The sequence below is a fragment of the Proteus sp. G2669 genome, from assembly GCF_009915245.1.
Lineage (GTDB): Bacteria > Pseudomonadota > Gammaproteobacteria > Enterobacterales > Enterobacteriaceae > Proteus.
In genome coordinates this window covers 156,372-182,793 of record NZ_JAABLX010000025.1, presented here as the reverse complement: position 1 = coordinate 182,793, position 26,422 = coordinate 156,372, and the positions used below count along the sequence as shown (strand labels likewise).

Here is a 26,422-nt window from a genome sequence, read left to right as displayed (position 1 = left end):
AACTCAGTTTAACCTGCATGTTGTTTTTATGTTGTACTACCTTGAGGGTTTCCATGGAGCAGGCTGATTTTAATACTGTAAAAGCCTTGATTCATATGTTTCTTGAACAAGAACATATCAAGAATCGATTAAATATGATTTGTACCAATAAGATAAGTGACTGGGAAAAATGGCTTCAACTAGAACTGGAGTTCTATATGTCTCATCACGACTCAATAAAAGAAATAGAACGAGAAGTTAGATACCCTTGCGATAGACGGAAGAATAAAAGCAATATTAATATGTTTATTGATCTAAAGTTTAGGAAAAAACGGTGTAAAAAAAACTCATATATATTCATTGAATTAAAATGCGCTAAAAAAGCTTGTTCACTACTATCAAAAATGGAAGACGATGTATCTAAGGTATTATCCATAAGACAATCTGCTGATGTAAGCCGCTCATTTTGGTGTGTCGGTTTTTATACCGAATCAAGCAAGACAGATAAAAATAAAGCACAAAATAGGCTTAATGAATATGTGTACCAATATCACGATACCATCCATCTATCAAATAGTGAGCTTGGTTTAATGATTATATAATCATGCTATTTTCAACAAAATAATTTCGAATCACATTAGTTTTGATGTTAGTTAAACTGATCATCTTAAAGAGGTGAAATATCCTCTTTAGATTTACCGACTTCAAATCGGTTTATTGATACTAACTTTTACTAACCAGTAACTATCTGCGCCCCTGTTAGCTGATAACCATTAAACCATTCATAGCGACCTGTAGCAGTTACTTTATTTCCTTTCTGGTAGGTCATAAGCTCCAGCGCGTTAATATCGAATGCCACTATCTTTAATGGGTACGGGCTACGCTTATCACTCTCAGCTTGAATAGTCATCGTGGCCATAACTTTACCTGTGGCTGTTTTGATTCGCTGAGGTGGCTTTGTGATGATCCCGATTACTGTTGCTATGGTATTTTTTCCTTTTCGGTATGTATGCATGGCTTACCTGCTAGCTGTTGAGACTATGGGTAGTATAACGCATTGATAACTCTTAATTCCGTCGATTCACCGGAATTACTTCTGCCACTGGTCACTAAATCAGTGACCAATGATGATACGGGATAATCCCGCATGTAATAAAACCTTAGTGTAACCTTACCGTTATCAGCTTAACCCTTGCCGTAATCTTGCCGTAACCCTTGTTGTAATCTTGTTGCTCAATCGCATTATACGAACCGTAATAGAACCGTTATTTTAGCTTTGGTTATTCATGCTTAGAGTAGATAAACTATTGCTTTATTTGGTAACGCATATTTGCGTCACGGTAACTTATTGATATTTATTAATAGGACAAAATTGTCCTGTGGGTATCGCAATGCTTATTTGCATTGTGGTTACTTTTATCTCATGAACATTATTAGAATATTGCCAGCCAGTGACGAGCCTCCAATTCCAGAGCCTCATGACTCCTTGAGGTTAAGGAGCACTATTTAGCTGCCTTACGTGCCCTTGATTCCAAGGCAATCTATACCTGTATACCGTCGCACTTTTTAGTGCTTCGCTTAGTATTTGACCATTGCGACTATCTTCGCATCAGCGTTTCGGTGCCGGCTTAGTCCATTGGTAGGTAGATGCTGTCATTCTCTGCCTATGACGCTCTTTAGCTTGTATTGTATGAGCCACACCTGTTCTAATGACTAACCTATCGCGTCCATTGAGTGATTGTCCTTGCTGGTGGGCTAACTCCATCATAACGGCTTCTATTGCTTCACGTTGTAACATGGCTATACATCAAAAGGTGTTGTGATTATCGCTATACCCTGATTGTGCTGAATTGGAGCAATCAAAACCTATCAATCCACTAGCATAAAACATGCTGTTTTGCTGGCGACTAAAGTGGCAACCGTCACAATGGCGACCAAGCTAGTAGATTGGGATACGCTACCTCAGTGTAAGCCCAAAGTGACGGTCTCGGGATAATCAAATAGTTACCGATGCAAATAATATCATTTCGCTGCGTACCATTCTGCGTACTTTTACACAACATCATGATTTTATTTGATTATAGTGAAATGCGAGAATTAAATACGCATCTACTGTGTACCTAAAATAAATAAACGTTGTCAGGTTTTGTCAGGTTTTAATGTTAACAATTATAAACATATAAAGGCCTAATCATCCGTTAGCCGTATCAGCTAATATTTAGCTACTTTGGCTAAAGGCACTAATTTGTAGTTTTGATATGAGAACTTCATTTCAAACCGTCCTCAGTATCAAGGATAGCATTTCAACTGTTACCCTTTCCGACTATGGTCATAATCATCATTATTAATACCGTCTCAATTTTGAGGAGACTGATTTTATTGATTAATACAGGCTCAAAAATGAGCCGATTGATTTTGTTAGTAAAATTAGACTGCGCTCAAATTTGAGCTTTGCCATATATTCAATTAGTTATAGCGGCGCAATAATACGCTTTGCTTGTTTTACAGCAAGTTACCCTGACTTTGTTATATTAAGTTATACAATTACTCGTTAAATCCACCAGCAATTTTATATTTTCTAATCTGTATAACACCGTTATACGCTGATATAATAAGCACTCACTGAGTTAATAACGGACTATTATCATGAGTAAATCTAATCTTATTGCCTTTCGTCTACCTGCTGAACTACAAGCCCTGTTTAATGATGCTGTATCGAACTCTGGCGCTGATAAAACAGCGTGGCTAGTCTCAGCTATCAAAGAGAAGCTAAACCGCCCAGACAGCAATCCTGATGCTCGTATGTTATCGCTAGTGGAACGCCTAGAATCGTCTGTAGCTTCTTTAATTGCTGGCAAGGCAGATATCCCACCTTATACCTATAATGAGTCTGCTGTCGTTTCTGTGGTTAATTTAGTGCTATCAGAGGGTATAGATAACGGACGCATTATCGCTGAACGTATTAATGAGGCAGGCTACCAGACTAAGGGCGGCAAAGCGTGGGATAAGGATATTTATTCAGCGTGGAAGCGTCATAAGGATATTATTGGAAAGCTAAATTGAATTTCCCTCAAGAAAATGAATTTAATTAAGCCAATATATTCATGCTGGTGCCTATGGAATAGTGTTACATTAACAGGTTGTTAAGTTTTTCTAGTAAATCTCTAGAATCACGCTCATTATTTCGTAATTGATTTAAATCTAACAATTTCACTGTGCCTGAAATTGTTAATTCATCTAATGGCTGAGCATTCATCTCATCTACTAAGGTTGAATAATCTAGCATTTTCACCCGTTTTTCATTACAAGCATACCCAAAGTTACTTAACTTTCTATCTGACACTTCAACTGGATAATATCCAAATATTTCCGTTACTGGGACAGGTGTTTCCAATTTTTGCATAATCAGATATTTTCCTGTCTTACTTATTGCTAATACTTTTGCAAGAGAATTTACCATTTCAGTATTATTTGCATTTAAAGCAAAACTATAAAAATAGTTTTCTACTTCATTATGACGGGAACTGTTTTTTGAGTTACTTATTTGTTCCTTAATAATGTATTTAGAACACCCTTTTATTTCAAAGACTCTTCTGGTTTGACCAGTATTCAGCAAAGATCCCTTGATACTTCTGAAAATACAGTCAGGCGCTCTATTTATAAATATGCAAGTTTTGATTTTAAAAACTCGACGTATAAAACTTATTATACAAGCCCATTTCATAGTAATTACCACCATTCTTTTTACTTACTTTTTATAATAATAACACTTAGGCAAATTTGAATACTACTTCTCCCATAATGATATATCCAATTTATCGATACATTCTGATACATGTTTGCATAAAATAATTTATATATTTTTTAAGGTGCGGTGGAGGCTGTGCGCAATTTACCTTATCAATCCTTATCATCTGGAACGTTAGCAAGTGTCAGCATTTGCCCTTAAGAAACCTCAAGGCTTCACATGAAATAACCTTAGGAAAACTTAGGATTGAGACATTAGAAAAACGTTAAGATTTGTTAGGATTTAATATTTATTTTTGTCGCTATCAGCCTATATTTACAGTCTTTCTAACGTGTCCGAAAATTCCCTCTAAGATGTCCGAAAACTATTCCCTGTAGGATGTATAAACCGTGTTCTTAACGTGCCCGAAAAGTCATTTCACTTACGCGCGTACTGTTCACGAAAGTCTCTATCTTACACATCCACTCTAGTGACTCCGTTACCTCGATCTCAATATAAACTTTATCAATGATTAACTACTTACTCATCATCATTAAGCCCCAACTCAATGTTAAAGGGCTTTAATATGATGATATATATCACTTATATTGTGTGAAATATTCAGGAGTAACTAAGAGTGGAACTGTACCGTATTGTATTAATTGGTTTACTGATACATCTGATAATTTAAAAGTCAGTGGTTTCTTGCCAAATTTAATTCCGCTTATTAACACTGGATCATTTTTAGAGGCATTTCCTGTAAATGTCACACCTAACGCAACTGCCTTATCAATTTTCATGTTACCGGGTACAAGAATAATGCTGATACTAAAATCCATCTTTTGGTGTGAATCTTTTTCTGCTTGTTTAATTCTTTTAATTAACCCTTCGGAAGCATTAACACCAGCCAATATATCTTTGTAAGAAAAAACCATTAGATCCGTATCAATAATCTTTTGGTCTTCTTCAACCTTGCCAACACCAACAGGTATTGAGAAATGTGCGAATGAATCAAATTTTTGCTTATAACATTCAACATATTCCACATCTCTAAAAATTGTAGGTACTTTATTTTTTAATTCTATTAATGACTTAGATTCTTTTCTGGAATCTTCAAAATCATTACATGAAGAGACTTCGAAATTAATATCTCCCTTGACAATTTTTTGCTCACTAGACAATAAGTCATCTGTATTTATTTTCGTTTCTAAATCAACCTTACAGCCAACTAATAAGGAAGATATAACAGCAACCATAAATATTTTCTTCATCAAAAAACCCTTATGATAATTAAACAAAACTTTACAATTCCATTTAACCATCACAAGGGCTTATAGCAAGCAAAAAATAAAGATGTTGATCTAATTACTACTTATTCATAGCACTTTGACTATTCAGATATGTTCGCTTTAGAGCCATATCAGTTCCGCTGGCAGATAGGTTAGCAGCCTTCACAGGATCGCTTGTCCTAATATCCTGTTTAACAGTGACATTTATATCACTGCGTGTAGATGACGTATTACCTCCAGCGTTAGCCCTTGCGTTCGCAATCATGGCATTCATATTGTCAGGCAAGTAAGCTAGCTGGTTAATCGCGTCAATCAAACTACCAGAAGCCAATCCCGCAGTATCATTTACCGCACCTGTAACCGCATTAACCTTTTCATTTAATGCTTTCTGTTCCTCAGGGGTTAGCTCTACATTTTCGGCAGTATCATCTTTGCTACCTGTTAGCTTTTTAAGCCCGCCAACAACAGCGTTAATGACCCAGCCAAATTCTTCCTTAACCCAATCTAACGCGATCTCAAAAGGTTTTTTGATAAGGTCAGTTACATCACTCATAGCCTTACCAATATCATCTACAAACTTCTTAGCATCAGCATCACTGATATTGAATAACCCTTTGACTAAATCCCACCCTGCTTGGAATGGTGTAAACAGGAAGTCTTTAATCGCAGTGAAAGCAATGTCGAGCTTTTCAGTCCATGATGTAGAATCGCTGGTAAAGGTTTCGTAGAGCTTCTTAACTAAATCAAAGCCCGCTTTAAATGGTGAGAGAATAAAGTCGATAATGGGCTTGAATGCGTCCTTTATTTCACTAACAAAGGATTTACTCTTCGATTTAACCCACTGGAATGACTTGGAGAATGGCTTTTTAATCGCATCAATAACCGAGCTGAAGATATCGCCTATCCGCCTCAGGAGTGCCTTGGTGTTATCAACTAAGTTTGAGAATAACTCAGTGATATTTTCCCAAGCCAAGATAAATGGATAAGTAATAAAATCAATGATGTCGTCGAATACTTCTGCAAGGGCAAAGACAAATAGTGACGCTTTATCTTTCATCCAATCAAGTGCTTTGCCGGCACCTGATTTAATCGCCTCCCATATATTGGAAGCGACATTACCTGCAATCGTCCACATTATATCCCATAAAGCAAACCAGTTTTTTAACTGCTCGACTAATCCATCCCATATCTGCATAAGGGAATTGACCATTCCATCCCATGCCTCACTCATCATTTCCGTGTCGCCAGTAAACAACCCAACCCAGAATTTAAGCGCATTGAAGAGATAGCTAATAACACCGCCAAAAATAGTCATCATCGCATCAAAGGCTTTTTTAAATGTCGCCTCTAGAGCATCAAAGATAACTTTGTTTTCAGCATAGAACTTATTCCACCATGCAATGACAGACTTTACCCACTCAATAGCAGGGCCCCAAAAGTCGCCAAAGAGTGAATCACCACCTTCGAGGTAAACCATCAGATCATCAAGCAAGAGCATTAAGCCAACAATACCCGCAATCACCCATGTTATTGGGTTGGCAATAAACGCCATGATCATTGATTTCTTGAGTATGGCTAGAATGGTGATGATACCAAGAATGGCACCTTTCCAGCCGACTGTGCTTTCAACTAGTTTACTGACGGCTTTAATCGAATTAACAACCATCTGAATGATTTTAGCACCCCACTGAATGACCTGTGTAAGCCCTTCGGTGATTAATTCTTTATTAGCACCTAGCCAGTCATTAAAGCCTTGCGTTGCTTTGGTGAGTTGAGGAACAAGATTCAGCGCTATCTTTGTTTTGATGGACTCAATAGATAACCCTGTTTTCTTCATTGCCTCCTGATACTCATCAGCTTGAGCTAGTTCTTTCTTAGAAATATCGAACAGTAAGCCTTTTTCTTGGGCTAACTCTTTAGCGCCGGCAATTGAGTCATTAATAAAACCCAAAACTTTAGCGGTGACCATACCCACTACGGCAGCAACCCCTAATGCGAGTAATTTTAATTGACTGATGGGTGTTTTTGCTTGCTCAGCTTGATTAATGGCATCTTGAATGCCATCAACTGTACCGCTTGTCGTTTCAGAGAGACTTTGATTTATTTGATTTGCTTGAGTAGCAATAATGGCTGCTGTTGATCCTAATTGAGTCACCAATGACGAGATTTTCCCTGCATCACTGGTATCTACACCAATCTTAACCAAAAGCTCTTCTATTTCCATATCATCACCTCAGGGTATAAATAAACATACCCGTTATCCTTTAGGCATAAAAACTTTAGCTAAGTTTAAATGCTTAGAAGAAGCAAAACTGGCCGGTATAAAATCGACAAAATGAAATTTCAAACCATCAATAACCACTGCATAATAATGAGAACGACGACTATCGAAATGGCTTTCAATATCCGCCTCCTTTTTCAACGTGAATGATTTACCGTCGGCATCGGTTGCTACAACATGTTTAAGTATAAATTTTTCAATATTCGCCATTTGTGGCGAACCAATGTTAATACTCTCTAAATCAACTGTTGCTTGACCATCGTTGATACGCACACCGTTTTTTAAAATATTAAGTAGTGTTGTTGAATGCTTTTGAGTTTCTAAAAAGCGCCCTTTTTGGTGCTCGTATCGAATATTGTCTAATTCCATTATTTCATCCTCATTTCGTGTTTATTTTCTTGTATTGATTGAATACCCAAATCAATAAGAGTTCTTGCTAGTCCATGGTGAGTTAACTTCGGATCACTCATTTGGTTTTGCCAGAGTGTTTCTAACTGCTCACGCTGCCAACGAGATAAAATCACTGAACGTTGTTTAGATTGGTCTTTCATGTTTCACCTTTTGCATCAACAGTCATCATCATTGCAAATTATGAAACATTATAACATGAGCTGTATAAAACAGAATCATTTCACTGTATTTATAACCATAACTAGGTTGTTTTTTTGTTCGCAAAATTAATACAGAAAGGACGTACTGAAATGTATTACAGTAACCGCCTCGGCTTATGCTTTGACGGTTGGGGAGTGTATTAGTTTGTAGTTATAATCCCAAAAGTATAAAATGGTGTCACAAATGCGGCTAGCATGATTAAACAAACCTCTAGCAATCGGGTTGCTTTATCTTTCTTAGACCAATCTTCATTATCTATAATCACTTTAACTAATATTCCCACTCTACTTACTACAAACAAATAGGATATAACAGCAGCAGAAATCAGAGAGGCACCTTTAACATTTAACATGGCATCCCAAAATCCAAGATAACCATGCTTAGTTAACATTAATCCACAAAAAACAAACAAAGCATAAAAAATAGCTACTATTGTTATTTGACTAGCAAAATATGGCGTATACGTGTCTTTCTCTATTATCGAATTCATAACAATCTCCCATTTTCAAAACGTTGAATATACATTAATCATAATTAACTTTTTTCCCTTCGCAATTTCTAGATACATATATTAAACATCACGCTAATCTTTTCTATTAAATACGTGATCGGGTGTTGGTTCAGTCGGTTCAGTTGGTTCGATTTGTAAAGATGGTTGTTTTTAAAGAGTTTCTTTAAAAAGATTGAACCAACATTACCCCTATTTGAACTAACATTTTTCACGAATGAACCAACATCAAACCTAAACATGCCAACCAGTGAAGAAAGGCTCTAAACTTGTATGTTGGTTCAAAATAAGACTTTGTTGGTTCAAAACACCCTTTTGTTGGTTCAGTGTTGGTTCAATAAATGCCACTTTTCCCTTATAAATCAATAAACCTTATCTACTGAACCAACTGAACCAACACTAAAACGATAAACTTACACACATGAAAAAATAATGGATATTTGTTTATTAATCTCATGGTGTTAATTAAATGTTATTGTCCTCATCGTTTGTTTCGGGGGCAAACTGCAAGACGTAAACATTAAATTGGCGTCCGTCTATACGTGGGCTTTTCCGTTGATAACCTCTGCCACTGGTAGGCGGTGTTAACATACCTGCCGTTTTCAACACCTCAGCGAATTGCTTATAGTTAAACCCTGCAGCAATTTCTTTTTCAAAAGCCGATGGGAAGGTATAAAAGATTATCGGGTCATCTTCGTTGTTGCCTTTCTTCCTATACCCCGCAAGTTCTCTAATAGGTAGATCCCTAACGTCATAAGGAATAGGGGCAAAGCGACTTAATCCATGAGCATTCAAAAAAGCTTCGGCTTGCTCTTTGATTTGCTCATATTCTTTGTTGCCTGTACCAAACTCAGCAACCCACACGTTGAAGGTAGCTTGAACCACATCACGACAATCCTGTTCATTCCAACCCGTGATAACACTCCCCATCAATAAAGCAGCTTCTAGTGTGGCAAATCGGTCACTGGCTCGGTGTACCTGCTCACCATAGCTACTTGGGATTAACTTACTCCAGCGTTGCTGTGCGGCTCGATAGGCTTCTTTGGCTTTGTCTTTATGGCTTGATAGATATTCAATCCAGTAACGTCCTGCTGTTCCGTAACTTTCACGGCAATTCACCTTGATTAAATCGGCATGGGCTTTACCTGATTCACATCCATGTAATTCGGTGGCGCGTTCCATTGGAATATTCAGTAATCGCACTAATTGCCCTGCGTTGATTTTAATCCCTGCCATGGATAAAAATGTTTCAATGTCTTTTTCCCCTGTACTAATCGCAACTGTTTTCCAGTTTTGAACCTGACGATTGCCGCCCTCTCTAGCACCCTGTATCTTGCCTTTGCCATTAAATAGCGTGTAAGCGGATTTATAGACGTGTTTCGGATCTGCCCCTTGTCCGACTTCATCTAAATATAAAAGTCCGTCATTGTGCGCTACTGCTTCGTTGGTCATACCGTATTCAGTGCCATACCACGTTAAACGCTGTAAATCGGGTTCGCCATATAAACTCACGGCCATATCTGCGGCGGTGGTTTTCCCAGCAGTAGACTGTGCGTATAAGTGAAGCCCAAAGCTGTCAGCCCCAATAATGCTTGTCATTGGTGCGGCGAGTGCTGCGCCTATCGCTATCATCATAAAACTGTTTCCGTCAGCTAATCGCGCTACACCATTCCGCCAGCTTTCTACTGTTCCGCTTGTCTGGTAGGCGGTAGCGGCTGCGCTTTGGCCGTTAAAAAATATTGGTTGCTCAGGTATACCAATGATTGAACCATCAGGCATGATATACGCGCCTTTGTGCCAACCTGATTTATTGGTGATACTCCAATTCTCTTTGAATGGCTGCCTTAATAGCCAATCAGAGAACGACTGCCTTAATCCTGATTTTGTCGTGACAAATAACCCTGCGTTTTTTAATGTGCGCCATCCCTCACGCTCTCCAATATCACCCGTTGGTATCGCCTGAACGTTGTTATTACCCCATTCGATAATTAAATACTCTTGATTGAGGTCATTAGCCCCTTTCGTAATGCGTTTTATGGCGTTCGATAACCATTGTTCATGATTGATGATTTCCCCCGTTTCCTTGTCTGCTTTGGGTGTCACCAGAAATACCCCATCTTTGCGTGATTCAATGCGGGTTTTCATGGGATCGGATTTAATGGCTTTGTGGTTCACATCAATCTCAATCATTGCCTTACTTCCTTGCTTATCCACCTCGGCATTAAATGCCTGTCTTGCTGCCTCAATACCGTGTGATAGGCGGTAGTCATCCCAATCTGCTTTATCATCCGTAGGCGGTAAAACCGCAATGCCATTAACCGCCTTAGCGGCCTTTTCTGCTGCTAGCTTTCCTGTATTGTCTTGGTCTGGCTTAATATCGTTATCCCCCGCAATGATAATCTTGCTATCGGGGTATTTAGTGCGCATGACTTTAGCAACGTGAATTAAGTTGCCTGCGTCAATCGCTGCGACGATATGAGCTTCTGACTGAATTAAGTGACACGTTAGGGCGGTAGCCAATCCCTCAGCAATAATCACCGTAGACATGTTTACAGACTCATTGATGGGGTAATAGCTGCCATTCTTTACACTATCGAGTAATAGTCGTTTCTCGCCATTGGATTTAATGGTCTGTGCGGCTGTGATTGTGCCGTCTGCGTCTATCAATGGAATAATCAGCGATCCATCAGATAGTAGGGTCACGGTGGCACTATCAAATCCTTTCGCTTTCAGGTATTCAGATTCGCCCTGTTTAGCATTAGCAATAGTGCGACTGTATCGCACTGTAAAGCGTTTATGTTTCTCTATCTGCTCGTTAGCTTGGTTCTGGGCTTGCTTCGCTTTCAGTGCGTCCTGTTGCGCTTTTACCTCATGACTACGGTAAGCTGGTGGAATATCTGAACGGGTATCAATACCAATCATGCCAGCAACCTCTTTTGCGACTTCGGTTACACTGACACCTAACACACGCTGAACGAGATCTAATCCATCACCAGAACCGCACTGATTACAAATAAACGTGCCATTGCCGTCCTTGTTATCAAATCTAAACCGGTCTTTACCACCACAATGAGGGCAAGCCGTGTGCGTGTTTAGGGGCACTTCTGCCCCAAGGTGAGATAATATATTTTGCCATTGGCCGTTTGCTTTCAGCTTCACATCACGGATAACATCAATTGGTTTCATCCTCTGCGCCTCCTGTGGGTTCAGCCATCTCACGCGACACACTTAAAATAGATTGATATAACGCCTCGCCCTCCAGAGTAAGACGCCCACAATCTACCGCTTTGGTTAAGGCTTCCAATGCGACCGCTTCGTATTCTTCGACCTGATCTATTAGCGGCTCAATAAAACAAACCTCAGTTAAGAAACAAAGGTACTCAATCGGTGAAATTTGTTGCTTGTTAGTACGGCCTTGGCATGTCTCCGTGTAGGTGTAACACTCCTCAAAGTCACTCGGGCGGCTTTTAAATACAGCAAAGGCAAAGGTTTTTAGCGCATCATCAAGCGAGTTCGCTTTGGTTTTGAATGGGATCACATTACTCATTTATTCGCCTCCACTACCGCTAACTTATAAGCTCTCAACACATGCGAGGACTTACCTGTAATAATTGTTCTAATCACCAAACCGTACTTTGTGCTGGCTGTTACATTTGTTTTAAGTAGTACCGCATCAACAACACGACAATGTTTTTTATACTGAAATAGGTTGCTAGTTACGGTGATTTTGGCGACTGCGCCACTGTCAAAATAATCAATCTTCATCGTTGATCTTCCACCGCATTATTTAAGGCGTTCTTTATTTCAGAAGTGCAAAGCAACGCTACACTAATCATATTGAGCGTATCTTCATCAGCTTCGCCTTGAAGCCAAATAGTGAGTAAAGATTCAAGTTGCTCAACACGCATCATAGGAACCTCTAGAGAGACCTCAAATAAGCGCTTAATATCGATCTTGCTCATTTCATCACCTCCGCTAAATCTCTCAATGCTAGGTATTGTTCATTCACGATTCGATGTATTGCCCTAAGCATTAAATGAGTGTCAGTTTCAGCTTCATTTTCGACTGCCGTTAAAACAGGGATCAGCAAGGCGGATATTTCTTCATTGATATTTAAGGCAGACTCAAAACGAACAATATCGCCAGTATTTAGTTTGATAGTCTTCACTTGATTGCCTCCTCAAGGGATTTGCATATTTCCGCATTGAAGTCATACGCAATAGAAATGAGATCAATTAGCTCACGCGAACAATCTTTACTCGCTTGTTCCAAAATAACGGCAAATAGGGAATTATTTTGTTGCGCCTTATAAATTGCGATATCTAATGGAATTGGTTTGTTCATGCTTTACCCTCCAACTTAGCATCTACAACTTCTGCGCCACTGATACGATTAATGGCTTCTAACCAGTAATAAAGCTCTTGTTTTTGGGGATCGGTAATTTGAGGGAGAACCTCACAAAGAATATGAACCATGCCTTTTCTCACTCTCATCAATCGGGCACAGCTACGTTCTTCTGATGAAAAACACTCAACATCGCCAATGACTTCATTAATTTCAGCTTGAATACGGTGGTAATTTTTGGGGGATAGATTGCTCATGCAGTCACTCCTTGAACTGGCACACGTCCAGCAAAAGCAAGGATGTAATCACGTACAAGCATGAGTCTGGCATCGTGCTCATTAAGTGCTGTAATGGTGATACGGCAAGGTTTAGCGGTTGTATCTGAGCGTTTAATGCTCAAAAACAGAAATTTGAATTGTGTTTGGGTAGGGGTTGCCATCATAACGATGATCTCCTTGTACTGTGCTAAGGAGTCACCACTAGAAACGCCAATTTCAAGGGTGGTGACGACAATAGAGTTGGCGTTACTGGCGTACAAGGGAACCAGCCAACCTTTCGGTTGCTCTGCTGCCGCCACCATAGATTCGGAGCGATATAATACCGCAAATCGTGGGTATGCGTAGGCATGGACACAAAAAAAGACGCTAGGCGCGTCATGTGTCGCCTTGTACATATTCAGAACGCCAATTCTGACACTAGATTTTGCTAGTGCCTGATCACTATATCCAACATTAAGTAGTAAGCGCAAGTGATAGCCGTCACTATTCCTACAACATTCCTTTTTTATGGACTGTAAAAACTCAATTATTTTACCTTTTATGGACTCAAAAAACTCAATTCTTCCATTTTTTGAGATGAACGAGTTAAAATAGCGGGATTTCCCGACTTTAGAAACGTGAGAAAAACCACCTTTAGCTAATGGTGTAAATTCTCCACGTTTTAGATTGGCAAAATTCTTTGCTGATTGATTGGCGTAAATTTTCGCTGATACAACGGCTAAAGTTTTAGCCAGTTGCTGAGCCAAAATATTGACCGAGTGATCGGACGAAAGCTTGCCTGATTGGTTGCCAGTAATACCGTAGTTTAAAGCTACAGTATTATTAAGGGAGTAAATTAAACTTACCCCCTTACCTGCCAGTAGGGAATCACTCTCTTGGTAGGCAATATTCCCCAACCCTGGGGATAATTGATTGATATTTGAACTTTGATACACCGCTTTGGGTGTACCAAACATTTGTAAGTTAATAGCCGTCATTAGTGGATTTCTCCATCAAGAAAATCAGGCTGGTACTTCTTCCATAATTCACGTTCTTCGCGCTGTAAATCAGCTTTCTTTTGCTTACAGGATTGAAGGTCACGCCCGTGCTGTGAGGCTGTAATTTGGTATTGTTGCTGACGCTTAGTGAAGTCATTTAATGCTGAGAATGGCACACCATACGCGCCAGTTTTACGAATAGATGGGATAACGTCACGGAATACCCAATTAGTGAAGCGGTGCGCTAATGTGCCTTTAGTGGTTGCCTTACGGCTACGGGCTATCAGTTTATAAAATCCAGACTCAGAAATTACTCCGCGCTTTGGATTTCCTTTAATACCGTAAGTTAAACTTACAGTATTCTTTTCGTCCTCATCCAGAGCCAACAAAGCAACCCTTGAATTGGTTAATTCCAGAGCATCACAAACATCTTTAGCAACGAACCAAGGATCATTATTAATTTTAACTATCCGTACCTCTACCCCCTCAAATCGAATAACGGAAATATCATCTGAGTTAATATTTAAAATAGGCTCTTCACTGAATTTAGGGTGAGCGAATCCACCAGCATTTAAGCTGTTATTTTTTAGTTTCATTTTCTTATTCCGTTATTTTGTCGGGTAGAGGCTTAAAATATTATTTACGTGTGCTTTATTTATTGATTGGTAATTACCTTGTTCAGCACGTTTATTTATTAAATTAATAACCTTCTGCACATCTTGAGCCGTTTTAAAGCGGTAACGATAATGTGATCCAATACCATCAGGATTAGGCTCATCAATGCGTTCTAGTTCGATATTTAATAAACGTTCCAATTCATTTGGATAATTACGACCTGACGATAAGCGACAATGAATTAATATTTCATTCTCTGTAAATCCATTAATACCTGTACCTAGCATATACAAACGGGCACGGTGTTTTTTCGGTGGGTTCTTTGATAGAATAGATGCTGTCGCGTTATCCTGAGAAGCCACCTGTGACGGGTGGTTTTTCTTTTCCATTATGCCACCTCACCAGTACGTGATTCAGCAATCTTATTAGCAATCCATTCATCTACTTCTGATTCAACAAAAGCAATAGAACGAGCGCCAATTTTTACTGATTTAGGAAATTGACCTGTTTCAATGAGGCGATAAATCCACGCTTTACCATAGCCAGTACGACGCATAACTTCAGGTAAGCGAATGAGGTTTTCTTTTAAGGTTGTTACTGTTGGCATGATGCCCCCTGTTATCTGATTAATGATACGCTTAGATAGACGTCCGTAGATCTCAGGGGAACTTTATGTATATTTGATATCGTAGTCACCGCAGTTGCGGTACTCTTTACCGCAGTTGCGGTAACTACTCTTTTAAGCTTTTTTTGGCCTCTGAAAATTTTTGTTCTAAAGTCCTAGGGCTAATACCCTGCTTACCTTCATGATAAGCTAATAACGCACTTATAATGCTTGCTTGATTGTCATAAACAGATAGTTTGTTTCCTGATGGAGACTCACCGAGAATAATATCGAGTAATCCCCCAATAATATTCAAGTATGTCGTTTCTGCTCTGGAGCTAATATTGGGTTTATGGTTATCAACCATTTGTCTAAGTGAATCTCGTTCACCCTGCAACTCTGAAATTTGTTCTTTTTGTTGTTTAAATGTTTTTATCGCATCCTGCAATCTAATATTTAGGCGTTTATTTTCAGCTTCTATTGTTTGGTATGCTTCAATAGTTATTCCAGCATGAAGTTTCTGCTCAACAGAATCAAATAGAAAAGGAGGTTTTTGATTTGGGTAATTTTTCGACATCCAAATTTTCAAATCTGAATGCCTAATTGTTAATCGGTGCTTTGCTACCTGCTCACCCTCTCTAACAGTTTTTCCATCCCGCCCGTATGATATTTCCCCATTATGAATAGCATCTAATATTTTTTCCGCATTAACCCTTAAGCACGGCCACTGTGGAAACATACCAACGGATGGCAAAACATCCATTCCTACCTTTTCGAGAATAAGCACCTCATGAGATATCAGATTACACCACCTCAACGCGGCCTCAACTGGAGTGTAATAAGCTTTTTCTAAAGAACTACAGCTATTTTTATCGTAATCAATCATTTTTCACCTCATCAGGGATAGCTTTTAGCTCATCGAACTCAAATCCTTTATCTTTTAAAACTTTTTTAGATTTAGAAAATCTTTCTTCTAAATTTCTTTTAGAAAATGGCTCAGCATCTTGAAATAGCTCAGTTAGTTCATAAATAACAGAACTCTGATTTTTTTTACTATTTTTGATAATGGTAACCAGCAACCCACCAATAATCGCATGAAGGTTATTTCTTTCTCTTGTTCTCATGGGTTTGTCTAGTTCCGCTGAATGTGTTGTAACCGTTATTTCTTCTGTAGCTATGCCATCTATAGAGTCTTCTCTTTTTGAGGACTTAGTATCAACAATCTCAAGCTGCTCAGGAAATTTAATATTATGAGAATTTAAAAATGATTTAATTTCATCATATTTAAAATAAAACTCAGGAAAGAAACCTTGGTAATCATCAGGTAATCCAATATATTCATTCGGAGTTACCATGTAACCAAACTCATATTCTGGTAACTCTTCATCATAAATTTGATACTGTTCGCCAATCGCTCTTATCAAATCAAAGCATCTTTCTTGAAACCATTGATCAGGATACGGATCGAAACCAGAAATTCGAGAGTACGTATAACACTGATATGCAGGAACTGAGATATTATCCAACTCTTCATCGGAGCAAATATCTATTCTATTTCTATAAAAAAAGGCAGCGACAACATCAATTGGCTGTTCTTCTTGCTCTGCAATCGCGTCAAACAACTTTTTAAATTGAATAGCCTGATTTCTTTCCGCAATAAAGCTATTTAGTACACTCACAACGCCACCTCACGCCCTCTATTGATAGGAGCTATGTCAGCTAGTAGAGGTGTACTAGTTTTCGGGGATCAGCCTAGACATAGCTTTATTCTTTATAGTCTATACAAGTCTACTAAAGTATATATTAGCTGTCTATTTATACAGTTCACAGTTTATAAACACAAAAAAACCAGACCTTTTATTGTCTGGTTCTGTATGTGGTTGCTGGTGGGTTAAGCACGTTTAAAGTTACCGTGTACAATGTTATCCCTGTTCTCTAATGCCCCCATGTAATCAGCGTACCATTGAAGCATTTCTCTACGTCCATCAATATACTGAGCGTGATTATACGTTCCACGAATAGAGTTCTTATCAACATGTGCAAGTTGTGTCTCAATCCATGCAGTGTTATAGCCTTGCTCGTGTAGGATGGTGCTCATTGTATGCCTGAATCCGTGACCAGTTGCTCTACCATCATAACCAATACGCTTGATAACCTGATTTATAGCAGCTTCACTCATTGGCTTAGACGCATCATTCCTGCCATGAAAGATATACTTAAACTTTCCTGTTATGGTTTGTATTTCTTTGAATAATTCTAAGGCCTGTGTAGATAATGGCACCATGTGAGGGCGACGCATTTTCATGCGTTCTTTTGGGATTTCCCAAATAGCTTTATCAAAATCAATTTCTGACCATTCAGCAGCTCTTAGCTCAATAGTACGAACGCCTGTTATCATTAATAGTTTTGTCGCAATCTGAGTGATCTTACTTCCACTACATACAGATAGTGCCTGTAAAAACTCGGGTAACTCATTAACATTCAAGTGAGGGAAATGTTTTGCTTTCGGTGTAGACAATGCGCCAGCTAATTCAGCTGCGGGATTATACTCCGCTCGCCCTGTTACGATTGCATAGCGGAATACTTGGTTACATGCTTGTCTTATCTTTTTCAGCTTATCCAATACGCCACGCTTTTCTAACTTTCTAAGCACCTCGAGCATATCTAGTGGCTTAATTTCCGTAATGCTAGATTTACCAATATAAGGAAAGATATCTTTCTGGAAGGCTTCTAGTAAATCATCCGCATAACCTTGTGACCAATTAGGCCTTTTATAGTCATGCCATTCAAGAGTGATTTTTTCAAAGCTATTATTTACTTGAGATTCTTTCTCTCTCTTTTCTGCTTTCTTCACTAAAGATGGATCATCACCTAGCGCTAATATGCGTTTAGCTTCTTCTCTTTTCGCCCTAGCTTGTGCAAGGGATATTGATGGATATACACCGAAAGCTAACCTTTTTTCTTTACCTGCATATCTATATTTCATGCGCCAATATTTAGAGCCATTAGGAGCAACTTCTAAATACATGCCCCCACCGTCAGAAAGTTTATAAGCTTTCTCTTTTGGCTTGGAGGTATCGACTTGACGGGCTGTTAGCTTCATAAAGGGGGCACCGATTTTCATTGAACGGGGTCATGCCCCCAATTATGCCCCCACATAGTTGTAGATTTCAATAGACGAGAGTAGACCTTGGAATACCATAGATTCTTGTGAATGTTGATTTTATAGGGGTTTTATAGACTGTTGTAGACGTTAGAATACTTGAGAATGGTACGCCCTACAGGATTCGAACCTGTGACCTACGGCTTAGAAGGGCGTTACATACTGATTTCATTGAGTTTCATATAATTTCATAAGATTTCATCTTTTTGATTTATAAGGATTTATATACCTTGCATGATTTCAGCTAGTTTCATATCATTTCTTCGTTACTTGACCCGTTACTTGACCCGCAAACAACCCGTAAATGGAAATTAGTTATGGCTAGCGTATTACTGACTGATAGTAAAATACGAGGACTGAAACCAAAGAAGTCTGCATATTATACTTGGCAAGCATCAGCGACTAGAGGCACTGGACGCCTTGGTGTAAAAACATATCCATCAGGAAGAAAAGTTTTCGTCTACCGCTACTTCAAAGATGGAAAAGAAAAATTTATATCGCTTGGTGATTACCCCAATTTATCACTAGCTGATGCTGCAGTAAAATCAGTAGCAGCAGCTGCAGAATCATCATCTCCTGAGAAAATTAAATATGAACACGCCACAGTAAAACAGCTTTTTGATGATTACATTGAAGATCAGAAACGACAAGGCAAGCGTTCATATGATAAAACTCAAAACAGACTAAATCAGGTTCTAGATAGTAAACATATTGATGCCTCTATTCCTGCAAAAGATGTGACTCCAGATCATATAAAAAGAATACTTTCTGAGTTTATCTCCCGAGGTGCTTTGGCTGGTTCGAACAAAGTAAGAGCAAACCTACATGCGGTATTCAACTTCGGTTTGTTTGCCGATAATGATCCAGCAAAAATAAACGAGCGCGTTATTTATGGATTGGAACGAAATCCTGTCACAGTGGTTCCTAGACAAAAAGGTGCAGATAAAGCGTTAGATAGATTTTTATCATGGGATGAGCTGAAACTATTATTAGAGCTATTCAATAAGCCCAGCATCGACTGCCCTATTAACTCAGATTATGCGCGTCTATTTCTATTTTGCGTCTATTCCGCAGGGCAAAGACCATGGGAAATTCTGGCTAATACTCGCGACAATTGGGATAAAAAGAATAATACATTAACGGTTTCACCTCACATTTCAAAAACAGGCGATTATCATGTAATCCCTTTGGTACAGCCTGCTATTGATATTCTTAATATCCAAGAGCTATTGTATCCAACATCAAATTATCTTTTCCCTGCTGATACTAAAGAAGGACATTTGCTAACGTCTGAATACGCTAAACAATTAAATAAATTTTGTAAGAAAAATGAGTTTGAGAAATTTACACCTAGAGATGTGAGAAGAACATTCAAAACATTGGCTGGAGAAATGGGAATAAGTTCTGAGTTAAGGGATATGGTGCAAAACCACAAAAGACCAGGAGTTTCTCAAAAGCATTATGATAGATATGATTATTTAAGAGAAAAACGAGAAACGCTTGATACATGGTGTGAAAAACTATCGTTGCTAAAAGAAGCATAGTATTTATATATCATTTAAATTCCTTATTGTAGGATAGATGTAACCTACAATAAGGAGCGCTAAAAATGAGAATAACCTCGCGCAAAAAAGAGATAATGGAATTATTTAAACTCGACAATCTTGAATGGGTAACAGGTGAGATTGGGCCTCCTCCTTTTGATGTTTCAGGCGTAGCTTATATGCTTAAAGGAATGGATTCTTTTAATAAAAAAAGCATTCTTGAATCTACTCGTAGAACATTAGATAGCATGGTAAAAGATGGCTTATTAGAAAAGGTATCTAGCTATGAGAGACGACAAAACAAACACCAAGGCTCAAGTTCATCACCGGGTGTTCGCTGTGTCGTTAGTCGGTATGGATTACAAGGAAAGTGTCGTCTAGTGAAATGCGAAAATGACGGAGAGGACTTTATTGAAGGTAAGTACATCAGAATTGATTAATCCAAACAGCCCATTACAAAAGACACAAAGAACTTATAATATTACGGCCACTATATACAAAGCTCTTTTCTCAAATGATAAGTTTGTAATAATAAAAAATCTTATCAGGTGCGCCGTAAAACCCCATCCTTCAGAGCGGGGAGGATGTCAAATCAATACTAATATTAACTAGTAGCTATTTGAATTTTAAAATACAATACCATGTCATTTTCCTCTAACCTTCGTTCCCCTTCATATTCTTCTAGCACATACAGATGTACTGTATGCCTACCATATAAAAAGTTTTATTTTAATAGATAAAAAAATATTTTTATCTATAATAGAATAGCCTTGTAACTCTTTGCTTTATAAAAGCTAATTACAAATTATCTAAAACGGAAATAAAAAATCATGGATACGCTAGATTTCATCATCGGGCATAAAATAAAACAAAAAAGGATGGAGCTAAAATTAACAGGTAAACAAATGAGCAACAAGCTCGGAATAAGCCAACAACATTACTCTCGGGTAGAAAATGGAGGCGTGAAAATTACCGTTGAACATTTATTCTCTATCGCGTTTGTTTTAGGGGTTAAACCTCAAAACTTACTACCTGATTATTATATTTCCGATGAACAAACAACAAAGCCAATAAGCCTTATCAGCAGAAGCCATTCTGCCAATAAGGAAAAATAAAATATGAATCCCATAATTACAGGAAAATATTGTTTTTTTATTTTGATTAAAAACAATGTGAGCAATTGAGTACATAAAAAGGAATTCGTTGCTCTACATACAAAATACAACTATAAACTTTTGGAAAACACTATTTCTGGTGTCTTATTGGTGTCCTGATTATTAAAGTAATACATCATTTTCACCTAACCCGAATTGTGCTTTCATCTCCTCTTCTTTTTGCCTACGCTCCTCTTCCGCTTTCTGCCCTTCTTCCATCTCACGCATTCTCACGTTATAGATTGAGCCTTCTGGCATCTGCACACGCACAGAGATAAAACGGCCAGCTGGGATATCAATCGGGTCGCCATCGTTGAAACCATCAATTTTATTATTGGCAAACTCAGGCGCATTAGGGTGAGTTCGGTGATACGTTTTAACGAGGATAGAACCATCCTTGTTAACTTTAGAATTAACCCATATCAACGGCTGTTTATTAACATCGAGAGGAATTTCAATACCACCATCGATACCACCCCAGCCTGCGTCAGCGTTAAAACCAAGTACACCTTCGATAAGATATTCACCCTGAGCTACTCGAGTAACAGTTGCACCATCTGATTCGTCGTTAGTGGTGAATGTGCCATCGGGATTGATGTTGATAACAGGAGAGGCTCGTTTAATAAAACCATTGCTATCTACTGTTGTATTTGCTGTGCTGTATAAAATTCTAGTTCTGACAATACCGTTTGCATCTCGATCATCTGATGTGTACGAGTAAGTAACCCCCGTAGATGCGTTAACAAACAAACCAGAGCGGATTGTCGCACTATAAACGAAATGAATTCCGCAGCCGTGATTTGTAAACTGATTATTATCTGTTCCACCGCCCATTTTAAACAACGATGATAACTGGCTAGTCTTTAGATCATTGTTACTCATTGATGGAGCCATGCCTCCAACGCCAAAATTTCCAGCCATTAAAAATTGGACGGGCGAATTAAATTTATCGGCGCCTGCATATGATGATCGCAACCACGCGCCATCTGCTGATGCGCAAATTTGAAATATTGCACCAGCCCCGCTTTTCTCACTCCATCCTCTCGATGTTATTACGCCAACTTGCTTTAAGTATTCGCTAATGCCCAATATTTTTTCATTTGCAAGCCCACAAGATACGCCCGGCGCATACGACCATAGGGAATTTTGTGTGCTGATATCTCGTAAATCATAGAAATATTGACGAGCTATTTTTGCATTTCTATATGCATTTTGACCGTAATCATAGGTATCAGAATATTTAATCCGATCTGCAATATCACTTTGTATCTTTTTAATACTATCTAGTGTGACAACTTCCCCGTTTGGCATTTCAATTTTTGTCTGCCCTGTTTCACTCATCCACGTATTCATTGCATCGAGGAAATATTGCGCGTAACTATTAATAGCGACCATCGTTCTTGCTGCATCGCTATTATTATCCGGCTCAGTGATATGAATTGAAAATGCTGTATTTGTTGCTGTCGCTAATGCAGGTTGTGCTAATACTAATTCAGTATCAGAATTAACGGATTTAATCATATACGGAATATTTGTTGTTCCCGATTTAATTAAAATAGTCATTCCGATATTAATGGCTGGATTATTATTTTTAAATTTAGTGCCAGTTCCGCGGACAATAGCAGACCCTGACACTGTGTTAACAGTGCCTGTTGTGTATATCATGATTTATTTCCTTATTGCTTGCAGGCTAATAGTGTTATTTTGAAATATCTATCTTCGCTGTCATATCTAAATACGCCTGGTGTATTCGCTTTTAACGTTGTTGATGGAGAATTCCAATAAGTAAATTCTTCATAACTTCCACCATTTTTAATTTCAAAGAACTTATCATCGTTTAACCACAATCGACACCACTTACTATTATGAGTCGTTGCTATGGTGACTACTTGAATAACACGGTCAAAAGATTGTGCTGGTATCGTAATTGTTTCTCCATTACCAAGAGAATAAAACTTAACTATGTCGCCTTCGATATTCTCCACTTTTAAAGTCCCTTTTATTTCACAGTTTTTTTCAATTATAACATTTTCTAATTTCCCAGAAGTTGCCTCTATTTCTCCTCTCGCTTTTATATTCTGAAATTCAGCAAACCCATTTTTATTAATATGCCAACCATCAACACCTGTTTTGTAGGTATTAGATTGAATAACATTCCCTATTTTTGCATTTGTAATCGAGCCATCTTCGATAAATAAATCTCGAACAAAGAATTGCCCGTTCTTGGCATACATGAATAATTCCATCTTGCCATTTGCAGGGTTATACCAAGCAAAGTTATTTGCGTTGTAACCAAAGAATGATTCCAGTTTTCCATTCTTAACCTGAGCACTAATCACTTGCCCTGCTGCGTTATAACTAACGCCATCATGTTTGATAGTAATATTGATTGAGTGAGTGACAACACCGTCACCAGCCTGATTGAAGGTAGCTTGCATTTTCTCCTGTATCATTCCCTCCTGTTCATCAAACTTAGCTTGAACTTGTGTTTTGTTTTCAGCAAATGCCTTGTTTGTGTTAGAGATGGCTTGAGAATTTGAAGCAATATCGGCCTCAGCCTTATCAACCTTAGTACGTATTTCAGTAAAGCGCTGACCGATAGCCTCATCAAGCTTGGTAATTGACGTTTGTGTCTCTTTAATTGCAGACGTGTTATCACCAACAGCGGAGTAAATTTCTTTAACTTCCTGTGCCCAGGCTTCGTTATCCGTTGCACGAACTTGCCATAGCTCGCGAATACCAGCCTGTGATTGACCGTATTTCACTAACAAACTGCGTGATAGTTGAGAGTCAGCATTACTAAGAATAATTGCTGTCTCAGCATTCCAATCTAAACGTTCACCGAGTTGCTGACCGGCTTCAAATGACATGAAATGTCCATCAAGCTCTGGCAATATTGTACCTACATCAAACTCCGATTCTCCCCGAATAAATTCAGTCCATTCAGATTGATTGCCGGTTTTATCCACCAGCCTTGCTCTGAAATAAAATACTACGCCTGCTGATAAACCTGCCATTTCATAGGTTTTAGATGGATAAGGTACGTCGGATAACAGCATCAGACCTTCACCATCATTCGTCTTGCTGTACTGGATTTCAGTTTTTAACGTATCACTGGTGTTTTCACCAAATCCCCAGTCTAGCTTAACGCCAAAGACTAATGGCGACGTTCTAAAGTTAATCGGTTTTGGTGGGTTACCCATTTTGCCTGTTAACGTTTTTTCTTCAGAATATCCCCACCCGCTTGAGATCTCAGAGGCATTAATGGCTCGAACGCGGACTAAATATCGACCAGAATAAACATTAGGAACCTCAATAGAGTTAATGGAGCTACGAGGCATATTGACCCAATTGCCTTCGTTTCTACGCCATTGCGCTTCATAAGAGATTGCGTTTTCAACTTGTGGCCACTGTGCTCGCATTGTTTCAAAGCTAACGCCTTGACTGACCATTGAGTAAGAATCAATGATAATGTTTTTCGGAGCTTGCTGATTATTAGGAGGAATAACGCTAATGGGCCTTTCATCAATCAATGCGCCAGAATCAACATGTTCATATTTATTGGGATCATGCTGAATGGCGGTAATAGTAAATTGATTAGATTCATTTTCTGTAACACTGACAACCCGATATTGTTGCGCATACAGCTCTTCTGACTCTACAACCCACACACATTCTGTCTCTGGTGTCTCACTGTACTCCGTTGTAACCGTGATCACCTTCCCTGATACTGTTTGTATCGTTCTTGCTTGCGATTGCCCTGAAGGAAGATTGAGAATTAAGCGATCACCACTCACAGCACTTGAAACACGATCTAACGTGATATTTCTGCCATCAATGGCACTTACTCGACCGCCAGTGACTTTTCCTGACAACAACTCATCAGCAACAGCGATAATGTAACCAGGTTGCGGAATGTTCCCATCTAACCCGACAGAAAATGTCACCATTCTGTCTTTATTGTTTGTCAGTATTCCCCAGCGCCCTTTTCTGTTTGCCTCACTTTGTCGGGTGCAACCAATTGCGGTAACTTCTAATTGATTAAACCCAAACCGAGAAACTAAATCAGGTTCAAACACTGGCTCCATTGCATCAGCATATCCATTTTGCGGATCTGAATACGAAACCAATGCCGTGGAATACTTTTCTTTACTGCTACTGCTTGAATAAATAAATTTGCCATCAATCACATTAGCTCGGGTATAGCTATAATCGATATCACGAGGCATATCCGCTAATGTTACAATCTGACCGCCACCCCAATAGGTCATCCCTCGAAAGATGGCTGCAAAATCACGTAGCACGTTATACGCTTCATTTCTATCTTGCACATAAACATCACAGACATAACGAGGTTCTGTTCCGTCACCTCCTTTTCCATCGGGTACCAATTGATCACAATACTGCGCTATACGGTATAACTCCCATTTATCAATCTGTTGTTGATTTATTCGTTGTCCAAGACCAAATCTATCGGAGATAACAATGTCGTAAAAAACCCATGCAGGATTATTGGTCCATGCCCATTTAAAGGAACCATCCCACACGCCCGTATAGGTACGATCAATAGGATTGTAATTTGAGGGTATTCTGATTATGCGCCCTTTCGGTTTGCACGTTATTTGCGGAATAGAACCGTTGAATTGTTTAGAGTCGAATTCAATATAAAGTAACGCTGTATGAGGATAGGTGAATTTAGCATCAATGACTTCAGTGTAACTTTGCAAAACAACCGTATCACCGATTTTACTGCTATTAGCATCATTAGATACCTTTCTAACACGTAGTGACCATGATGTTTTCGACTCAGGTAAATCAATTCGATGCGCGCGCTCATAACCCGAAGTCGTTTTTCCTTTCACGGCACTGTCAATAATAGTTTTCCAGCTACCACCGTCGGTTTGTAAATCAATGGCGTATTTAACCTCATTACCCACCAGATCCCCATTATCTTCTTGCTTGAATAATGAGGGCCACTTTAGACGAATCCGAATAGCCGATAATTGTGAATTAGTAAATGTATGAACCCACGGTGTTTTACTCGAAATCGTTGAGCCAACATTGATTTCATTTTCAGCGCTAGGCAATCCTTGAATATAAGTCTGTGCTTGTGTTCCTGATCTAAAATCCCACGTTACACCACTAAAATTTGCATTTCCTTCAGTGTCTTCTAACGGTGTGCCATCAAGAAAGATATTTTGTGCCGTTAACTCTCCAGCAAATTCTCCCTCACCCAAGGCAATGAGTAACTTTGCTTTAGCAATAGATTGTAAATCATCAGGTTGCTCAACAGGCACACGAGGACTACCACCGCCCCCTTTTTGACCGTGAATTGTTTTTCTCATTA

The 26,422-nt window shown here is 38.8% G+C and carries 29 protein-coding genes; 5 read left to right on the top strand and 24 right to left on the bottom strand.

Going from position 1 to position 26,422, the window contains the following annotated elements:
- Positions 1 to 53: 53 nt before the first annotated feature.
- Positions 54 to 581, top strand: coding sequence for a hypothetical protein (locus GWI68_RS07390; RefSeq protein WP_166539841.1), 528 nt, complete (start codon positions 54 to 56; stop codon positions 579 to 581).
- Positions 582 to 712: 131 nt separating this feature from the next.
- Here the strand turns inward: GWI68_RS07390 and GWI68_RS07385 are convergent, their stop codons facing one another.
- Both GWI68_RS07385 and GWI68_RS07380 read right to left on the bottom strand, forming a co-directional pair.
- Entirely contained in the window at positions 713 to 994 is a 282-nt protein-coding gene (locus tag GWI68_RS07385) for a hypothetical protein (RefSeq protein ID WP_208105134.1), read from the bottom strand.
- A 594-nt stretch (positions 995 to 1,588) separates the two neighbouring features.
- Positions 1,589 to 1,777 (bottom strand): hypothetical protein, encoded by a 189-nt coding sequence (locus GWI68_RS07380; protein ID WP_166539840.1) that lies wholly within the window; start codon positions 1,775 to 1,777, stop codon positions 1,589 to 1,591.
- Positions 1,778 to 2,625: 848 nt separating this feature from the next.
- On the opposite strand from GWI68_RS07380, the gene GWI68_RS07375 reads away from it, so the two are divergent.
- The gene (locus GWI68_RS07375; protein ID WP_166539839.1) at positions 2,626 to 3,042 is read left to right on the top strand and encodes a hypothetical protein; all 417 of its coding nucleotides are present in this window, start codon (positions 2,626 to 2,628) and stop codon (positions 3,040 to 3,042) included.
- A gap of 64 nt (positions 3,043 to 3,106) precedes the next feature.
- Here GWI68_RS07375 and GWI68_RS07370 read toward each other — a convergent pair whose 3' ends face one another.
- The 20 genes from GWI68_RS07370 to GWI68_RS07275 form a co-directional block, all read right to left on the bottom strand.
- Positions 3,107 to 3,703 (bottom strand): hypothetical protein, encoded by a 597-nt coding sequence (locus tag GWI68_RS07370; RefSeq protein WP_166539838.1) that lies wholly within the window; start codon positions 3,701 to 3,703, stop codon positions 3,107 to 3,109.
- A gap of 602 nt (positions 3,704 to 4,305) precedes the next feature.
- Positions 4,306 to 4,977 carry a hypothetical protein gene (locus tag GWI68_RS07365; RefSeq protein ID WP_166539837.1) on the bottom strand — a complete coding sequence of 224 codons (672 nt, stop codon included), beginning with the start codon at positions 4,975 to 4,977 and terminating at the stop codon, positions 4,306 to 4,308.
- A gap of 97 nt (positions 4,978 to 5,074) precedes the next feature.
- A complete protein-coding gene (locus tag GWI68_RS07360) occupies positions 5,075 to 7,219 on the bottom strand; it encodes a hypothetical protein (protein ID WP_166539836.1) in 2,145 nt (714 codons plus the stop codon).
- A 33-nt stretch (positions 7,220 to 7,252) separates the two neighbouring features.
- The gene (locus tag GWI68_RS07355) at positions 7,253 to 7,645 is read right to left on the bottom strand and encodes a putative phage tail assembly chaperone (RefSeq protein ID WP_166539835.1); all 393 of its coding nucleotides are present in this window, start codon (positions 7,643 to 7,645) and stop codon (positions 7,253 to 7,255) included.
- Positions 7,645 to 7,827, bottom strand: coding sequence for a hypothetical protein (locus GWI68_RS07350; protein WP_166539834.1), 183 nt, complete (start codon positions 7,825 to 7,827; stop codon positions 7,645 to 7,647). Before GWI68_RS07350 ends, GWI68_RS07355 begins: the two co-directional genes overlap by 1 nt.
- A gap of 200 nt (positions 7,828 to 8,027) precedes the next feature.
- Positions 8,028 to 8,378: a hypothetical protein gene (locus GWI68_RS07345; protein ID WP_166539833.1), complete on the bottom strand. Its 351-nt coding sequence runs from the start codon at positions 8,376 to 8,378 to the stop codon at positions 8,028 to 8,030.
- Positions 8,379 to 8,861: 483 nt separating this feature from the next.
- A complete protein-coding gene (locus GWI68_RS07340) occupies positions 8,862 to 11,582 on the bottom strand; it encodes a TOPRIM and DUF927 domain-containing protein (protein ID WP_166539832.1) in 2,721 nt (906 codons plus the stop codon).
- Complete coding sequence (locus tag GWI68_RS07335; RefSeq protein WP_166539831.1) at positions 11,569 to 11,943, bottom strand: hypothetical protein; 375 nt, start codon at positions 11,941 to 11,943, stop codon at positions 11,569 to 11,571. The genes GWI68_RS07340 and GWI68_RS07335 overlap by 14 nt, the downstream gene beginning before the upstream one ends.
- Positions 11,940 to 12,161 carry a hypothetical protein gene (locus GWI68_RS07330; RefSeq protein WP_166539830.1) on the bottom strand — a complete coding sequence of 74 codons (222 nt, stop codon included), beginning with the start codon at positions 12,159 to 12,161 and terminating at the stop codon, positions 11,940 to 11,942. The genes GWI68_RS07335 and GWI68_RS07330 overlap by 4 nt, the downstream gene beginning before the upstream one ends.
- On the bottom strand, positions 12,158 to 12,358 hold the full coding sequence (locus GWI68_RS07325; protein ID WP_166539829.1) for a hypothetical protein: 201 nt from the start codon (positions 12,356 to 12,358) through the stop codon (positions 12,158 to 12,160). Before GWI68_RS07325 ends, GWI68_RS07330 begins: the two co-directional genes overlap by 4 nt.
- Complete coding sequence (locus GWI68_RS07320; RefSeq protein WP_159363526.1) at positions 12,355 to 12,564, bottom strand: hypothetical protein; 210 nt, start codon at positions 12,562 to 12,564, stop codon at positions 12,355 to 12,357. Before GWI68_RS07320 ends, GWI68_RS07325 begins: the two co-directional genes overlap by 4 nt.
- Positions 12,561 to 12,740, bottom strand: coding sequence for a hypothetical protein (locus GWI68_RS07315; RefSeq protein WP_159363527.1), 180 nt, complete (start codon positions 12,738 to 12,740; stop codon positions 12,561 to 12,563). Before GWI68_RS07315 ends, GWI68_RS07320 begins: the two co-directional genes overlap by 4 nt.
- Complete coding sequence (locus tag GWI68_RS07310; protein WP_166539828.1) at positions 12,737 to 12,997, bottom strand: hypothetical protein; 261 nt, start codon at positions 12,995 to 12,997, stop codon at positions 12,737 to 12,739. Before GWI68_RS07310 ends, GWI68_RS07315 begins: the two co-directional genes overlap by 4 nt.
- Complete coding sequence (locus GWI68_RS07305; protein WP_243733308.1) at positions 12,994 to 13,995, bottom strand: host cell division inhibitor Icd-like protein; 1,002 nt, start codon at positions 13,993 to 13,995, stop codon at positions 12,994 to 12,996. The genes GWI68_RS07310 and GWI68_RS07305 overlap by 4 nt, the downstream gene beginning before the upstream one ends.
- Positions 13,995 to 14,591: a BRO family protein gene (locus tag GWI68_RS07300; protein ID WP_166539827.1), complete on the bottom strand. Its 597-nt coding sequence runs from the start codon at positions 14,589 to 14,591 to the stop codon at positions 13,995 to 13,997. Before GWI68_RS07300 ends, GWI68_RS07305 begins: the two co-directional genes overlap by 1 nt.
- Before the next feature lie 12 nt (positions 14,592 to 14,603).
- Positions 14,604 to 14,999 (bottom strand): hypothetical protein, encoded by a 396-nt coding sequence (locus GWI68_RS07295; protein ID WP_166539826.1) that lies wholly within the window; start codon positions 14,997 to 14,999, stop codon positions 14,604 to 14,606.
- The gene (locus GWI68_RS07290) at positions 14,999 to 15,217 is read right to left on the bottom strand and encodes an AlpA family transcriptional regulator (protein WP_166539825.1); all 219 of its coding nucleotides are present in this window, start codon (positions 15,215 to 15,217) and stop codon (positions 14,999 to 15,001) included. The genes GWI68_RS07295 and GWI68_RS07290 overlap by 1 nt, the downstream gene beginning before the upstream one ends.
- A 124-nt stretch (positions 15,218 to 15,341) precedes the next feature.
- Positions 15,342 to 16,100: a protein kinase gene (locus GWI68_RS07285; RefSeq protein ID WP_208105133.1), complete on the bottom strand. Its 759-nt coding sequence runs from the start codon at positions 16,098 to 16,100 to the stop codon at positions 15,342 to 15,344.
- Positions 16,093 to 16,893, bottom strand: a complete 801-nt coding sequence (locus GWI68_RS07280) for a hypothetical protein (protein ID WP_166539824.1) — start codon at positions 16,891 to 16,893, stop codon at positions 16,093 to 16,095. The genes GWI68_RS07285 and GWI68_RS07280 overlap by 8 nt, the downstream gene beginning before the upstream one ends.
- A gap of 212 nt (positions 16,894 to 17,105) precedes the next feature.
- Entirely contained in the window at positions 17,106 to 18,317 is a 1,212-nt protein-coding gene (locus tag GWI68_RS07275) for a tyrosine-type recombinase/integrase (RefSeq protein WP_166539823.1), read from the bottom strand.
- 377 nt (positions 18,318 to 18,694) lie between these two features.
- Between GWI68_RS07275 and GWI68_RS07270 the strand changes: the two genes are divergently transcribed.
- The 3 genes from GWI68_RS07270 (at position 18,695) to GWI68_RS07260 (ending at position 21,036) form a co-directional block, all read left to right on the top strand.
- A complete protein-coding gene (locus tag GWI68_RS07270; RefSeq protein WP_087803148.1) occupies positions 18,695 to 19,921 on the top strand; it encodes a site-specific integrase in 1,227 nt (408 codons plus the stop codon).
- Between the two features lie 65 nt (positions 19,922 to 19,986).
- On the top strand, positions 19,987 to 20,361 hold the full coding sequence (locus GWI68_RS07265) for a hypothetical protein (RefSeq protein ID WP_159242488.1): 375 nt from the start codon (positions 19,987 to 19,989) through the stop codon (positions 20,359 to 20,361).
- 465 nt (positions 20,362 to 20,826) lie between these two features.
- A complete protein-coding gene (locus GWI68_RS07260; protein ID WP_243733307.1) occupies positions 20,827 to 21,036 on the top strand; it encodes a helix-turn-helix transcriptional regulator in 210 nt (69 codons plus the stop codon).
- Positions 21,037 to 21,198: 162 nt separating this feature from the next.
- Here GWI68_RS07260 and GWI68_RS07255 read toward each other — a convergent pair whose 3' ends face one another.
- Both GWI68_RS07255 and GWI68_RS07250 read right to left on the bottom strand, forming a co-directional pair.
- Positions 21,199 to 22,740 (bottom strand): hypothetical protein, encoded by a 1,542-nt coding sequence (locus tag GWI68_RS07255; RefSeq protein WP_166539822.1) that lies wholly within the window; start codon positions 22,738 to 22,740, stop codon positions 21,199 to 21,201.
- A gap of 11 nt (positions 22,741 to 22,751) precedes the next feature.
- Positions 22,752 to 26,420 carry a phage tail protein gene (locus GWI68_RS07250; protein ID WP_166539821.1) on the bottom strand — a complete coding sequence of 1,223 codons (3,669 nt, stop codon included), beginning with the start codon at positions 26,418 to 26,420 and terminating at the stop codon, positions 22,752 to 22,754.
- Between the last annotated feature and the right edge of the window lie 2 nt (positions 26,421 to 26,422).

What these genes read in the sequence shown, in the direction of transcription:
- GWI68_RS07390 (WP_166539841.1), top strand. Translation starts at nt 54, where the DNA reads ATGGAGCAGGCTGATTTTAATACTGTAAAAGCCTTGATTCATATGTTT.
- GWI68_RS07385 (WP_208105134.1), bottom strand. Translation starts at nt 994, where the DNA reads ATGCATACATACCGAAAAGGAAAAAATACCATAGCAACAGTAATCGGG.
- GWI68_RS07380 (WP_166539840.1), bottom strand. Translation starts at nt 1,777, where the DNA reads ATGTTACAACGTGAAGCAATAGAAGCCGTTATGATGGAGTTAGCCCAC.
- GWI68_RS07375 (WP_166539839.1), top strand. Translation starts at nt 2,626, where the DNA reads ATGAGTAAATCTAATCTTATTGCCTTTCGTCTACCTGCTGAACTACAA.
- GWI68_RS07370 (WP_166539838.1), bottom strand. Translation starts at nt 3,703, where the DNA reads ATGAAATGGGCTTGTATAATAAGTTTTATACGTCGAGTTTTTAAAATC.
- GWI68_RS07365 (WP_166539837.1), bottom strand. Translation starts at nt 4,977, where the DNA reads ATGAAGAAAATATTTATGGTTGCTGTTATATCTTCCTTATTAGTTGGC.
- GWI68_RS07360 (WP_166539836.1), bottom strand. Translation starts at nt 7,219, where the DNA reads ATGGAAATAGAAGAGCTTTTGGTTAAGATTGGTGTAGATACCAGTGAT.
- GWI68_RS07355 (WP_166539835.1), bottom strand. Translation starts at nt 7,645, where the DNA reads ATGGAATTAGACAATATTCGATACGAGCACCAAAAAGGGCGCTTTTTA.
- GWI68_RS07350 (WP_166539834.1), bottom strand. Translation starts at nt 7,827, where the DNA reads ATGAAAGACCAATCTAAACAACGTTCAGTGATTTTATCTCGTTGGCAG.
- GWI68_RS07345 (WP_166539833.1), bottom strand. Translation starts at nt 8,378, where the DNA reads ATGAATTCGATAATAGAGAAAGACACGTATACGCCATATTTTGCTAGT.
- GWI68_RS07340 (WP_166539832.1), bottom strand. Translation starts at nt 11,582, where the DNA reads ATGAAACCAATTGATGTTATCCGTGATGTGAAGCTGAAAGCAAACGGC.
- GWI68_RS07335 (WP_166539831.1), bottom strand. Translation starts at nt 11,943, where the DNA reads ATGAGTAATGTGATCCCATTCAAAACCAAAGCGAACTCGCTTGATGAT.
- GWI68_RS07330 (WP_166539830.1), bottom strand. Translation starts at nt 12,161, where the DNA reads ATGAAGATTGATTATTTTGACAGTGGCGCAGTCGCCAAAATCACCGTA.
- GWI68_RS07325 (WP_166539829.1), bottom strand. Translation starts at nt 12,358, where the DNA reads ATGAGCAAGATCGATATTAAGCGCTTATTTGAGGTCTCTCTAGAGGTT.
- GWI68_RS07315 (WP_159363527.1), bottom strand. Translation starts at nt 12,740, where the DNA reads ATGAACAAACCAATTCCATTAGATATCGCAATTTATAAGGCGCAACAA.
- GWI68_RS07310 (WP_166539828.1), bottom strand. Translation starts at nt 12,997, where the DNA reads ATGAGCAATCTATCCCCCAAAAATTACCACCGTATTCAAGCTGAAATT.
- GWI68_RS07305 (WP_243733308.1), bottom strand. Translation starts at nt 13,995, where the DNA reads ATGACGGCTATTAACTTACAAATGTTTGGTACACCCAAAGCGGTGTAT.
- GWI68_RS07300 (WP_166539827.1), bottom strand. Translation starts at nt 14,591, where the DNA reads ATGAAACTAAAAAATAACAGCTTAAATGCTGGTGGATTCGCTCACCCT.
- GWI68_RS07295 (WP_166539826.1), bottom strand. Translation starts at nt 14,999, where the DNA reads ATGGAAAAGAAAAACCACCCGTCACAGGTGGCTTCTCAGGATAACGCG.
- GWI68_RS07290 (WP_166539825.1), bottom strand. Translation starts at nt 15,217, where the DNA reads ATGCCAACAGTAACAACCTTAAAAGAAAACCTCATTCGCTTACCTGAA.
- GWI68_RS07285 (WP_208105133.1), bottom strand. Translation starts at nt 16,100, where the DNA reads ATGATTGATTACGATAAAAATAGCTGTAGTTCTTTAGAAAAAGCTTAT.
- GWI68_RS07275 (WP_166539823.1), bottom strand. Translation starts at nt 18,317, where the DNA reads ATGAAGCTAACAGCCCGTCAAGTCGATACCTCCAAGCCAAAAGAGAAA.
- GWI68_RS07270 (WP_087803148.1), top strand. Translation starts at nt 18,695, where the DNA reads ATGGCTAGCGTATTACTGACTGATAGTAAAATACGAGGACTGAAACCA.
- GWI68_RS07265 (WP_159242488.1), top strand. Translation starts at nt 19,987, where the DNA reads ATGAGAATAACCTCGCGCAAAAAAGAGATAATGGAATTATTTAAACTC.
- GWI68_RS07260 (WP_243733307.1), top strand. Translation starts at nt 20,827, where the DNA reads ATGAGCAACAAGCTCGGAATAAGCCAACAACATTACTCTCGGGTAGAA.
- GWI68_RS07255 (WP_166539822.1), bottom strand. Translation starts at nt 22,740, where the DNA reads ATGATATACACAACAGGCACTGTTAACACAGTGTCAGGGTCTGCTATT.
- GWI68_RS07250 (WP_166539821.1), bottom strand. Translation starts at nt 26,420, where the DNA reads ATGAGAAAAACAATTCACGGTCAAAAAGGGGGCGGTGGTAGTCCTCGT.